The sequence below is a fragment of the Caballeronia sp. LZ032 genome (genome assembly GCF_031451315.1).
Classification (GTDB): domain Bacteria; phylum Pseudomonadota; class Gammaproteobacteria; order Burkholderiales; family Burkholderiaceae; genus Caballeronia.
Map to the genome: position 1 here is coordinate 1,236,796 of NZ_JARUXP010000003.1, position 12,372 is coordinate 1,249,167.

The 12,372-nt window shown below is 64.1% G+C and carries 12 protein-coding genes; 4 read left to right on the forward strand and 8 right to left on the reverse strand.

Annotation, left to right across the window (positions count from 1 at the left end; genetic code table 11):
* Nucleotides 1-34: 34 nt before the first annotated feature.
* The 3 genes from QCE69_RS27040 to QCE69_RS27050 form a co-directional block, all read right to left on the reverse strand.
* Entirely contained in the window at nucleotides 35-1,126 is a 1,092-nt protein-coding gene (locus tag QCE69_RS27040; RefSeq protein ID WP_309933970.1) for a nitronate monooxygenase, read from the reverse strand.
* Between the two features lie 25 nt (nucleotides 1,127-1,151).
* The gene (locus QCE69_RS27045; RefSeq protein ID WP_309925322.1) at nucleotides 1,152-2,066 is read right to left on the reverse strand and encodes a LysR family transcriptional regulator; all 915 of its coding nucleotides are present in this window, start codon (nucleotides 2,064-2,066) and stop codon (nucleotides 1,152-1,154) included.
* A 196-nt stretch (nucleotides 2,067-2,262) separates the two neighbouring features.
* Nucleotides 2,263-3,774, reverse strand: coding sequence for a CoA-acylating methylmalonate-semialdehyde dehydrogenase (locus QCE69_RS27050; protein WP_309817720.1), 1,512 nt, complete (start codon nucleotides 3,772-3,774; stop codon nucleotides 2,263-2,265).
* Between the two features lie 111 nt (nucleotides 3,775-3,885).
* On the opposite strand from QCE69_RS27050, the gene QCE69_RS27055 reads away from it, so the two are divergent.
* Nucleotides 3,886-4,827: a LysR family transcriptional regulator gene (locus QCE69_RS27055; RefSeq protein ID WP_309924979.1), complete on the forward strand. Its 942-nt coding sequence runs from the start codon at nucleotides 3,886-3,888 to the stop codon at nucleotides 4,825-4,827.
* Nucleotides 4,828-4,894: 67 nt separating this feature from the next.
* On the opposite strand, the gene QCE69_RS27060 is transcribed toward QCE69_RS27055, so the two are convergent.
* Complete coding sequence (locus QCE69_RS27060) at nucleotides 4,895-5,197, reverse strand: DUF4148 domain-containing protein (protein ID WP_309924980.1); 303 nt, start codon at nucleotides 5,195-5,197, stop codon at nucleotides 4,895-4,897.
* A 258-nt stretch (nucleotides 5,198-5,455) separates the two neighbouring features.
* On the opposite strand from QCE69_RS27060, the gene QCE69_RS27065 reads away from it, so the two are divergent.
* Entirely contained in the window at nucleotides 5,456-6,688 is a 1,233-nt protein-coding gene (locus QCE69_RS27065) for an FAD-dependent oxidoreductase (RefSeq protein ID WP_309933972.1), read from the forward strand.
* Nucleotides 6,689-6,718: 30 nt separating this feature from the next.
* Here the strand turns inward: QCE69_RS27065 and QCE69_RS27070 are convergent, their stop codons facing one another.
* Complete coding sequence (locus QCE69_RS27070; RefSeq protein WP_404987443.1) at nucleotides 6,719-7,621, reverse strand: fructose bisphosphate aldolase; 903 nt, start codon at nucleotides 7,619-7,621, stop codon at nucleotides 6,719-6,721.
* Nucleotides 7,622-7,824: 203 nt separating this feature from the next.
* On the reverse strand, nucleotides 7,825-8,238 hold the full coding sequence (locus QCE69_RS27075) for a hypothetical protein (RefSeq protein WP_309933973.1): 414 nt from the start codon (nucleotides 8,236-8,238) through the stop codon (nucleotides 7,825-7,827).
* A 311-nt stretch (nucleotides 8,239-8,549) separates the two neighbouring features.
* Here QCE69_RS27075 and QCE69_RS27080 point away from each other — a divergent pair, with 311 nt between their 5' ends.
* Nucleotides 8,550-9,722, forward strand: coding sequence for a GAF domain-containing sensor histidine kinase (locus QCE69_RS27080; protein ID WP_309933977.1), 1,173 nt, complete (start codon nucleotides 8,550-8,552; stop codon nucleotides 9,720-9,722).
* A gap of 65 nt (nucleotides 9,723-9,787) precedes the next feature.
* Nucleotides 9,788-10,249, forward strand: coding sequence for a response regulator (locus QCE69_RS27085; protein ID WP_309933979.1), 462 nt, complete (start codon nucleotides 9,788-9,790; stop codon nucleotides 10,247-10,249).
* Nucleotides 10,250-10,255: 6 nt separating this feature from the next.
* Here the strand turns inward: QCE69_RS27085 and QCE69_RS27090 are convergent, their stop codons facing one another.
* A complete protein-coding gene (locus QCE69_RS27090) occupies nucleotides 10,256-11,344 on the reverse strand; it encodes a catalase family protein (protein WP_309933981.1) in 1,089 nt (362 codons plus the stop codon).
* Between the two features lie 81 nt (nucleotides 11,345-11,425).
* Entirely contained in the window at nucleotides 11,426-12,319 is an 894-nt protein-coding gene (locus tag QCE69_RS27095; RefSeq protein WP_309933983.1) for an alpha/beta hydrolase, read from the reverse strand.
* Nucleotides 12,320-12,372: the final 53 nt, after the last annotated feature.

Here is a 12,372-nt window from a genome sequence, read left to right on the forward strand (position 1 = left end):
ACCAACGAAGCGTTTCGACTAAGCTTTACAGCGATCAGCGCGATTCATATTGACGCAGGCCCGCGATGCTTTCCTGCAACTCCTCTTCAAGCCGCGCCATCAGTTCGGCTGCCGGCAGTTCGCGCACCAGCGCGGCCGCCTGTCCCGCCCATTGCGCGCCATAGCCGAACTCGCCCTGCGCCTTCGCGGCCGCATGCAGCGCCTTGCCGGCGTCGTAGGTGACCGGATAGTCGGGAATCGCGGGCGCCTGCGCGCTGCGGCCAAGTTCGGTGAAGCGGTTGACGAGGCTGCGCGCCTCGCGTCCCGAGATCGCGGTGGTGAAGGTCGTGCGGCGCGCCGCATCGCTCAGCAGGGCGCGCCGGTAGCCCGCATCGATCGACGTCTCCTTGCACGGCACGAAGGCCGTGCCGAGTTGCGCCGCCTGCGCGCCCAGCGCCAGCGCCGCCGCGATGCCCGCGCCGTCCATGATGCCGCCTGCGGCGATCACGGGAAGGTCGAAAGCGCGCACGAGGAGACGCGTGAGCGCCAGCACGCCGAGCTTGTCGTCTTCTCCGGCGGGATCGAAGAGGCCGCGATGCCCGCCTGCCTCGATGCCCTGCGCCACGATGGCGTCCACGCCCGCCTTCGCCACCTGTTCGGCTTCCCGCAAACTGGTTGCGGATGCAATCAGTTTGATGCCCGCGCCGCGCAAGGCGTCGATCGCACGCTGCGACGGCAGCCCGAAATGGAAACTCGCCACTGCCGGCTTCTCTTCGACGAAAACCTGGAGCATCGCTTCATCGACGACAAAGCTCGTGTAGATCTCGCTCCGGGGGGGGGGCGGCGTCGCGCCGTTTTGCGCGAACACCGGCGCGAGCCAGTCGGTCCATGCCTTCTCCACCGCCACGTGGGCGGTGGACGGCGCGTGACAAAAGACATTGACGTTGAAGGGCCTGGCGGTCAGTGCACGGGTCTCGCGAATGACCTTGCGTGCGCCTTCCGCGTTCATCGCGCCGACGCCGAGCGAGCCCAGCCCGCCGGCTTCCGATACCGCCGCGGCCAGCGCGGGCGTACTGACGCCGGCCATCGGCGCCTGGATGATCGGCGTCCGGATGCCGAGTAGCGATGTCAATGGGTTCGTGCTCATGTTGATCGTCCCTTGAAGGTTGCATTCAGCGCGTGCCGAGCTTCTCGACGACGAAGTCGACGAACGCCCGCACGCGCGACGACAGATGCCTGCCGTGCGGATAAAGCAGGATGAATGGCCGGCTGCTTCCGCCGGCCTCGCGCAGCACTTCGACGAGCGTGCCCGCGCGCAGTTCCTCGGCCACCGCGAAGCGGTAGGTCTGGAACAATCCCGCGCCGTGCAGCGCGAGCGGAATGCCCGCGAGCGCGTCGCCGGACGTGCCATAGACGGCTTCCACCACCATCTCCACGGCCTCGCCGTTCTGCATGAAGCGCCACGGCACGGACCGGCCGGTGCTCGGCATCTCGAACTGGATGCAGTCGTGATGACGCAGATCCTCGATGGTATGCGGCACACCCGCCCGCTTCAGATAAGCGGGCGAAGCGACGATCACGAGTTCCGCGTCCTCGAGCTTGCGCGCGATGAGGTTGGAGTCGCGCGGTGCGCGGCCACGGATCGCGAGGTCGAAGCCTTCCTCGGCGAAGTCGATATTGCGGTTGCTCAGATGCGCTTCCACCGTGACATCGGGATAACGCGCGCGGAATTCCGCAAGGATGGGCAGCATGCGGAAGTGCCCGTAAGGCGTCGGCATGCTGATGCGCAACACGCCCTTGGGCGTGGTCTGCTGGCCGGTGGCTTCGCGCTCGGCTTCGGCCAGACGATTCAGCGCGTCGCGGCATTGCTCGAAGTAACGGCGGCCGGCATCGGTCAGGCGGATCTGGCGCGTCGTGCGCACGAACAGCCGCACGTCGAGGCGCTTTTCCAGCCGCGCGACGGCACGGCTCACGGCAGCAGGCGTGACGCTCGCAGCCGTCGCGGCCAGCGTGAAACTGCCGAGTTCAGCCGCGAGGCAGAACAGCTCGATGCTGCCAAGAAGAAGGTCGTCGAATTGCCGCTGCATGTCGGTGGACACTATGTCCCGGTTCACTGTGCTGCATCTTCGCCATGCGCGGCCCGCGAGTCAATCGACGCGCATGCATTTGACTTGTGACTGCGCGGAACAGATGCGCCGGTTCAAGCCGAAAAAAACCCGCTTGTCCGGTCAGGAGAAAGCGGGCGTTGCTTGCAAGCGTGCCATCGGAATGGCGAGCGATGCCTTACTTCGCGGTCGGCATCGCGAATTCGGCGCCCTTCTCGGTGCTTTCGGGCCAGCGCTGCATGATCGACTTCTGCTTCGTGTAGAAACGCACGCCTTCCTCGCCGTACGCGTGCATGTCGCCGAACAGACTGCGCTTCCAGCCGCCGAAACCATGCCATGCCATCGGCACCGGAATCGGCACGTTGATGCCCACCATGCCCACCTCGATGCGGCGTCCGAACTCGCGCGCAATGTGGCCATCGCGCGTGTAGCAGGCCACGCCATTGCCGAACTCGTGCTCGTTGACCAGATCCACGGCTTCGCTGAAGTCCTTCACGCGCACGCAGGCGAGCACCGGTCCGAAGATCTCTTCCTTGTAGATGCGCATTTCCGGCGTCACGTGGTCGAACAGCGTGCCGCCCGTGAAGAAGCCGTCCTCATGGCCGGGAACCTTGAAACCCCGGCCATCGACGACCAGCTTCGCGCCTTCGTCCACGCCCATCGCGATATAGCCTTCGATGCGCTCCAGCGCCTGACGCGTGACGATCGGGCCCATTTCGGCATCGTCTTCCATGCCGTTCTTGATCTTGAGCTGCTGCGCGCGCTCGGCGAGGCGCGGCACGATCTTGTCCGCGACATCGCCCACCAGCACCGCCACCGAAATGGCCATGCAGCGCTCGCCCGCCGAGCCGTAGCCCGCGCCGATCAAAGCATCGACAGCCTGGTCGAGATCCGCATCCGGCATCACGACCATGTGATTCTTCGCGCCGCCGAGCGCCTGCACGCGCTTGCCGTGCTTCGCGCCCGTTTCGTAGATGTAGTTGGCGATCGGCGTCGAACCGACGAAGCTGATCGCCTTCACTTGCGGGTGCGTGAGCAGCGCATCGACGACGACCTTGTCCCCCTGCACGACGTTGAAGATGCCGTCCGGCAAGCCGGCTTGCTTGAGCAGCTCGGCCATGAACAGCGACGCCGACGGATCGCGCTCGCTCGGCTTCAGGATGAACGCATTGCCTGCCGCGATGGCGACCGGGAACATCCAGCACGGCACCATGCACGGGAAGTTGAACGGCGTAATGCCCGCGACGATGCCGAGCGGTTGGCGCGTGGTCCAGTTGTCGATGCCGGTGGACACCTGTTCGGTGTAGTCGCCCTTCAGCAGTTGCGGAATGCCGCAGGCGAATTCGATCACGTCGATACCGCGCGACACCTCGCCCTGCGCATCCGAGAACACCTTGCCGTGCTCGGCGGTGATGATGGCCGCGAGTTCGTCGCGATGCTTGTTCATCAGCTCCAGGAACTTGAGCATGACGCGCGCGCGGCGGATGGGCGGCATGTCGCGCCAGGCCGGGAACGCCTGCTTCGCGCTGGCGACCGCAGCGTCCACGTCGGCGGCTTCGCCGAGCACGAGCTTGCGCGGACGTTCGCCCGTTGCGGGGTTGAAGACCGGCTGCGTGCGCGTGGCCGAGCCGTTCGTCCGTTGACCGTGGATGTAATGGACCACGTCGGCGGTATCGTTGAACGCTTGCATCTCGTCTCCTTCACTGAATGTTTGGGCAATGGTCACAGTGTAGGAAGCATCGGGCTCCGCGCAAAGACGCTATGATTGAACTCATTGTTTATTCTGGCAAACAATGAGCAGATGGAAGAGCAAAAGATCGAGGCTCTCTGGACCCATTTGCACTGGCTCACGGTGCTCGCGGAACAGGGCAGCTACACGGCGGCGGCCGCCCGCCTGAATGTCTCGAAGGCGGCCATGAGCCAGCGCATCGCGGAACTGGAGCGCGCGGCGGGCGTGCCGCTCGTCACCCGCACCACGCGCAGCGTGCGCTTCACCGAGGCGGGCCGCCGGCTCGTCGACGACACGCGCGAGCAGTATCAGCACATCGCGTCGAGCTTTCTGAGCGTAAGGGAGATGGCGGGCGTCGCGCGCGGGCTGATCCGGATGACCGCGCCCATGGCGTTTTCACGCCAGCAACTCGTGCCGAAGATGTCGGGGTTCCTGCATGCGCATCCCGAAGTGCGCGTGCAGCTGGAAGCCGCCGACCGGCTCAGTTCCATCGCCACCGAGGGTTTCGATCTCGCGGTGCGTCATAGCGCGCAGGTCCCCGACACGCACGTGGCCTGGAAACTGTGCGATACCTATTCGGTGATCGTTGCCACCCGCGCCTATCTCAAGCGGCGCGGCACGCCGCAGACGCCGAACGATCTCGCCACGCACGACTGTCTCGTCTATCCGCGCGCGCAGTCTGCGAGTATCTGGTCGTTTCAGCGCAAGGGCGGCCGCAAGAGTTCGGCGGGGCCGCACACGCTGGCCGTCAGCGGACCGTTCGAAGCCAATAACAGCGAGGTGTTGCGCGACGCCGCGCTCGATGACCTGGGCATCGCGTTGCTGCCGGACTTCACTGCGCAGGCGGCGGTGCAGACGGGCAAGCTGGTGGTGCTGCTGCCGGAATGGCGTCCGGTCGGCGCGTTCGCGGATCAGCTTTTCGTGGTGCGGCCTTATTCGCCGCATGTGCCGCGGGCCGTCGCGTTGTTCATCGGGTATTTGCGCGAGACCTTTTCGGGCGGGTTTCCGCTTTGATTTACGAACGCCTGAATGCAAACGCGCCCGCATGGTTGCGGGCGCGTTGCTTGATGAGGCTGCTTGCTTAGTGATGCGCGAACGTCGACGTCACGTCGTTTTGAATCGCAGTGACACGTGCGCCCGATTGCGAGCCGCCGTCCGCCACACCGCCGTAGGCGCTTTGCGCTGCGACACGCGCTTCGGCTGCCTGGATGTCGGCGGGATACGTGGTGTCGTTGACGACGCCCGGGTTGTAGCCTGCCTTTTCCAGTTGAACGATCTGCGCGCGGACTTCAGCGCGCGTCACGGGTTGGTTCGATTGCGCGAAAGATGCGACCGGAGCGGCGAAGGCGAGAGCGACCGCTGCAATACCGATGAGCTTGTTCATGATTCATTCCTCCGTACCTTGAGTTTTTGGGTTGTCGCTCACGCTGCCTTTGCCTGACTTGCTGCTTCGTTTGCGACCGTTGAGGCAAGTTTAGGGATCGCTCCATCTAGGGTAAATACCTAATCTGCGAAATCACTTTTGGCGAAAAACCGACTAATCCGGGCACATGCGAAGCCGGGCGACGGCGCTCCATATCGGCTATAAAGAAGAACGAAGGTGGCCTTTGGTGCGAACGATCGTTTAGACAGGAGAATCGCCTTGAAGCGCATCCTGGTAATCGGCGCGGGTTTCGCGGGTCTGTGGAGCGCGCTGTCCGCCGCGCGCAAGCTCGATGAAATGGGCCCCGTCGCCGGCGAGACCGAAGTGGCCATCGTCAATCCGGCGCCCTTCCACAGCGTGCGGGTGCGCAACTACGAGCAGCCGCTCGATCCCACGCTCGTCCCGCTCGATACCGTGCTCGGTCCGGCGGGCGTGCGCCTGATCCAGGCGAAGGTGACGGACATCGACAGCCCGAACCGGCGCGTAACCGTCGCGCATGACGGCGCGTCCGAGACGCTCGACTACGACCGGCTGATCCTGGCCGCGGGCAGCGTGCTGGTGCGCCCGCCGATTCCCGGCCTCGACCACCATTCCTTCGATGTCGATACCTACGCCGGCGCGTGCCGTCTGCAGGCGCATCTGCTGACGCTGCCCGCGCTGCCCGATACGCCCGGCCGCTACACGGCGGTGGTGATCGGCGCGGGTCTGACGGGCATCGAACTCGCGGCGGAACTGCCTGCGCGGCTGCGCGAGATCGTCACGGAAGGCGAACGCGGCCGCGTACGCGTGGTGCTCGCGGATCGTTCGACGCGAATCGCCCAGGCGATGGGCGGCGCGCAGCCGGTCATCGAAAACGCGTTGAACACGCTGGAAGTCGAGTTGCGGCCGGGTGTGTCGCTGGAATCAGTCGATGAACGGGGCGTCACGCTCACGCAAGATGGCTCGCGCGAAACCATCGAGACCGCGACGGTCATCTGGTGCGGCGGCATGCATGCGAATGCGCTGGCGGCGCAGCTACCGGTGACGCTCGATCCGCTCGGCCGCGTGCCCGTCGATACCTTCCTGCGCGCGGAAGGCGTGCCCGGCGTGTTCGCGGCGGGCGACTGCGCGCGCGTGCTGATCGACGGCACACGGCCTTCGGTCATGTCGTGCCAGCATGGCCGGCCGATGGGACGCTATGCCGGGCACAACGCCGTGTGCGATCTGTTCGGTGTCGAGATGTTGCCGCTGTCGATCGACTGGTACACGACCATCTGCGATCTCGGGCCGTGGGGCGCGGTCTATACGGAGGGATGGGACAGGCAGCTCGTCTCGCAAGGCGAGGCGGCCAAGCAGACGAAGCGCACGATCAACGGCGAGCGCATTTATCCGCCGAGGAACGGCACGCGCGAGGCGCTGTTTCAGGCGGCGGCGCCCGTGGTGCAGACGCCGCCGCCGACGCATCGCAGCTGACTCGCTGCGATGCGGTGAAGCTGGGAAGCGTCAGACCTTCTGCACGGACGCGTCGTAGATCTCGTTGATCGACTCTTCGAGCGTCTTGTCGAACTCGCTGTCGCTCATCGACTTCTTCAGCTCGTTGATGAGCGCGCGCGAGAAACTCGCGATCATGCCGTGGTTCTCCGCGAGCTTCTTGCAGGCGTCGGTACGCGTATAGCCGCCCGACAGCGCCACCACACGCACGACACGCGGATGCTCGATCAGCGGACGATAGAAGTCCGCTTCGTCCGGGATGGTCAGCTTGATCATCACCTGGCTGGATTCAGGCAGTGCGTCGAGACCCTTGAGCAGTTCGTCGCGCAGGATCTTTTCCGCGCCCTTCTTGTCCGGGCTCTTGATCGAGACTTCGGGTTCGAGGATCGGCACGAGACCATGCTTGATGATTTGTGCGCCAACTTCGAACTGCTGTTTCGACACAGCGGCGATGCCCTTTGCGTCGGCCTGATGGATCACCGAGCGCATCTTCGTGCCGAACACACCCAGCTTCGCCGCGCGCGCGAGCAGTTCATCGAGACCGGGGATCGGCTTCATCACCTGCACGCCGTCCGCTTCCGCTTCCAGACCCTTGTCGACCTTCAGGAACGGCACGATGCCGCGGTCTTCCCACAGGAACGTGGGCACCGGCTTGCCGCCGGCTTCGCCGTCCATCGTGCGCTCGAACAGAATGGCGCCGATCACTTTCTGGCCCGTGAACGAAGGCGCCGTCATGATGCGCACCCGCATTTCGTGCATCAGCTTGAACATTTCGGCGTCGCCGTCATAGGCGTCTTCCGGAATGCCATATTGCTTGAGCGCGCCCGGCGTCGAACCGCCGCTCTGATCCAGAGCGGCGATGAAACCATTCTTCTCAGCCATTTGCGCGAGCATCTTTTCGTTAGCCACGAACATTTCCTCCTCGAAGTTCAAACACCGGGTTCGGCGCATTCGAATTCACGCCTTTACCCGGGCTTATGGTTCAACTTCCTCAAGTGTAATGGTTTTGACGGATGGAAAAGGCGCGCGAAGCCGCCTTTCGTGAGCAAAGCGGCCGCGAAAGGGCCGCTATCGTGCGTTAGCGCACTTGCTTCAGTGATTTTGTCGCGCGATGAGGCTCAGGAGGCGGCCGATTCGAGATCGCTTGCCACGACGGGCTTGACGCCTGTGCGCCAGAATCGCATGGCTCGACGCAGGACCGAAGGCGCGTGCGCGAAATCAGCTGCTTGCGGGAGTTCCGCATGATCGTTCGACGTGACGCTGAGCGTTTCGCTCGATGGCGCCGGTGCCGTCACTTCAGGCTCGGGAACCGGCGCGAGTCTTTCCCTGGCGTCGCCGCAACGCGCGTTGAGCTGGCGGCGTATCTCGGGGTCGTCGATCAAGGCCTGCGCACTCGACATGCCGCGCTCGAATTGCAGCGCATAAGCGATGTCGGTGAAGTTTTCATAGCGGCCGGTATCGGCCAGTTCGAACGCCAGTTCCGCGGTGCGGCGGCGCTTCCATGTTTCGAGATCGTCTTGGCCCGTGCTCACGAATGTCCTCTTATGAGCGATGAGGTGCCGACGATGTTAGCCCGCCGCCAAACGTTTTACCGTTGTCGCGTCACAACAAGCAGACGAAAGACGCTCAACAAATCGCACAAAAAACGCTTGCCTTGCGCATGGGATTCGCTTAGCCCGCGCACAACGTGCGCTTGATGACCGTGTTTCCGCTGCCGGCATGTTGTATTGCTTGCAATTGCGCCAGCCGGAGCGGCATCATCCGGGCACCTCATCAGTTCGCTGCTGTCTTGCGAGCCTTACCCACAGCAACCATCAAGCGAATGGAACACGAGTCGAGAGAATTGATCCTGCGGGATCTTGGCGCGGTGGCCCGCATCAATGCGGTGCCTTCGATGCTCGAGATGATCTGCAGTGAATCCGGCATGGGCTTCGCCGCCGTTGCGCGAGTCAGCGACCTGACCTGGACCGCTTGTGCGGTGAAGGACAACATCAGTTTCGGCTTGCAGCCCGGCGGCCAGCTCGACCTTCACACGACGCTGTGTCATGAGTCCCGTGAGGCTCGTGTCCCGATCATCGTCGACGATTTCGACACCGATACCCGCTATGGCGGGCATCACACGCCGACCCTCTACAAGCTGCGCAGCTATATCTCCGTGCCCATCGTGCTGCCGGACGGCGAGTACTTCGGCAATCTCTGTGCAATCGACAGCCGGCCCATGCACGTGTCCGATCCGCGCGTGGTCCGCATGTTCGAAGTCTTCGCCAATCTCATCGCGTTGCAACTGGACAGCGACAAGCGGCAGTGGTCCACCGAGAAGCTGCTTTCCAGCGAGCGCGAAAGTTCGAAGCTCCGCGAGCAATTCATCGCGGTGCTCGGTCATGACTTGCGCAGTCCGCTGGCGGCGATCAGCGCGAGCGCGGAATACCTGCAACTCAAGGCGGAGTCGCCCGACATGACCGCGGTGGCAAAGCGCCTGAGGTCGAGCGCTTCCCGCATGTCGAAGCTCATCGACGACATCATGGACTTCGCGCGCGGCCGGCTGGGCAACGGCATTCCCGCGCGTATGGAACGGGTGGAGAATCTCGGCCCGTACCTGCAGACGGTCGTCAACGAGATCACGCAGGCCAACGAAGACCGGAAGATCTTCGCGACACTGGCCATCGAGCGTCCCGTCGATTGCGATCCGGCGCGTCTGCAGCAACTCCTCGCGAATCTGCTCGCCAACGCCGTGACCCACGGCAGCTCCGATGCGCCCGTGCGCGTGTCGGCCATCACGGATGCGACCCATCTGGTCATCGAGGTAGCGAATCAAGGCGATTCCATCGCGGAGGAGTCGCTCGCGAAAGTGTTCGAACCGTATTGGCGCGCGGCGAACAAGACGCCCGGCGAAGGTCTGGGTCTCGGGCTGTATATCTGTCAGCAGGTCGTCAACGCACACAAGGGAACGATCGAGGCGTGTTCGTCGCAGGCGAACGGCACGTGTTTCACCGCACGCATCCCGCTGGTTGCATGATGACGGGATCAGGTCCGAACCATGCGCTCATGGACGATAGATTGTTTTTCCAGCCCGACAGTACGATGAGGACGCCACGCAGCATGAACGGCCAGGCAGCAAACCCACAATGCGTCATCTGGACGCGCCGGATAAAAGATGCGCTCGATGCCCCGCGCGTGCTCGTTGTCGACGACTTCACGGATACCGCGGACGCGATCAGCATGGTGCTGGCCATCGGCGGATTCGATTCGAATGCCGTCTACAGCGGACGCCGTGCGATCGACACCATCGGTCAATGGCGCCCGCAGATCGTGCTGCTGGACATCTGGATGCCGGATATGTCGGGACTGGAAGTCGCCGCGCAACTGCGGGCCAACGCGAGCACGTCGGATACCGTATTGATCGCGCACTCGGCGGCGTCATCGGCGTCCGACCTCGAACGCGCGAAGCACGCGGGCTTCGACGCTTTCTGCGCAAAACCGACGGACTCCGCGATCCTTGCGCCGCTGTTACGGCATTTCGTTCCGGACGCTTCGGCGAGTTAGCGAAAGCTACAAATCGACGCGTTCGCGCGGTTCCCGCATCGGACAGCCGTTACGCTCGCCGCGAAAGTCCGACGACACCTCGTACGACATCCGCCGCGCGCGCATCACGCCACCCAGCGGCCGATGCTCCGCCACGCCATGCCACGGACTGAAGGCCATGCCGTCGTCGATGCCGCGCTCGCGCTGCGGGTTCCACGTGCTCTGCGGCGCCACGCGAATGCGCGCCACCGTCACATAGGGACTCTCGTCTTCCGGCCATTGCACCGAGGCATCCTCGATGGGCATCTTCTCGATGTCGGTCGCCAGTTGCACGCGCACTTCCCATTCGGCGCCGTTCGCCATGAAGAACTCGCTGACGGCTTCGCGCAGGCCATCGGGACGGTCCTTCAGATCGACGGGGGCGTCCGTCAGCGCCGTCAGTTCCGCCGATACGGGCGCGACGCTCAGCTTGCCAAAGTACCGGCCATGGAGAAGCGGCACGGCTGTATAGAAGGTCTCGCCCAGAATGTGCGTCTCGGGATGACCGCCCAGGCTCTTGATCATGCCGCTCTCGCCGCCCAGCTTTTCGATCAGCGCTTCCGTGCCGCGCAGCATCGCCGACAGCGCCTTCTTGCCGCCCGGCATCTTGTCGGTGGTTTTTGCGAGCAGCTTGAGATTCGAGAGGAACTTCTTCGGCGTCGCGGCCGTGAAGGCCGGGGCGTTGATCATCACCAGATCCTGCGTGCGATCGCCTTCGCTGCCCGGCAAGCGCTCGCCCTCGACGCCGATGATCTTCACGGCAAGTCCGCGCGGGGTGGAGACGTTGTCGTCGAGCACGTCGCCGGGATTCGTCGACAGACGAAGCACCACGGGAAAGCTCGCAGGCTGCGCGAAGATGCCTTGCGCGAGTTCAGGCGGCAGGCCGGCATTCACCTGCATTTCGCCGGTCAGCAGGCCGTGGCTTTTCGCATGCACGCTGCGGATCGCATGTCCCGAGTCGGCGTAGGTCTTCTCGGTGATGCCGCGCATCGTTTCCGCGAGTTCCCTCGTGGTCTCGGCTTCGTCGTCGGGGATCTGTTCGAACGCGGGATCGAACGGCAGCGCGGGATTGGGCATGGAAGCTCCGGTCTGTGGGTGTTTTGAACAACACCCAGCAACCCCTGTGCCGTCGCGCGTGGACCGGTCAGATTGCGCCGCTCACCACGCTCCGGCAAACGCCAGCACCGCGCGATTGAACGCGCCAGGGCTGGCGACATTCATCCCATGCGACGCCCGCGCGATCGTCTGGCGCTCGGCGAACGCAATCCACTCCGTCAGCTTCTCGACGTTGTTGCGGAACATGCGCGGGCTCTTCTCGCCGTCGATCAGCAGCGTGCGGCATTTGATGTCGCGCGCCAGGTCCCGCGTGTAAGCGGGCAGCGGATCGCGGAATTGCTTCGGCAGCGTCAGCGCGTTGTCGAGCGCCATGCGGCGGAAGCTCTCCGTGCTCTTCCTCCAGAAGCCCGGCATGCTCACCGAATCGACGAACATCTCCAGGCCACGGTCGAATTCGCCCTGTTCGATCAACTCGGCCACGCGCGCGCGCAGCGCATTCGTGGCGGGCGGCAGTGCGGCAGGTGCAGCAGGTGCAGCAGGTGCCGAACGCGACTTCGTTTCCAGTTCGAGCGGACCGCCTGGATCGGCCAGCGTGAGCGTCTTCACGAGGCGCGGATACTCGCGCGCCAGATGAAACGCAATCGCGCCGCCGCGCGAATGCCCGACGAGATGAACGGGTGCCAGTTCCAGCGTCTCGATGAACGCCGCCATTTCCGCCACGTGCGCTTCCCAGCCGAACTCCCCCTGCACGAAGGCATCGACGGCCGGCCAGTAATGCGACAGGCTCGGCACGATCACGCGGAATTGCTTCGCGAGCGGCAGGACTTGCGCCTCCCAGTACCGGTAATCGCACAGCGATCCGTGGATGAGTACCATCGGCTCACCCTCTCCGCACTCGATATACGGCACGGAAATCCCGGACCCGGTCGTGGCGAACGACGGCTCAGGCAGGCCTTGCACGGCGGTGAGGACGGAAAGATCGGTACGGGCGTTCATGGATAGGCTCCTTGACTGCATCATGCGCCCCGCTCAGGTAAAAGAAAAACGCA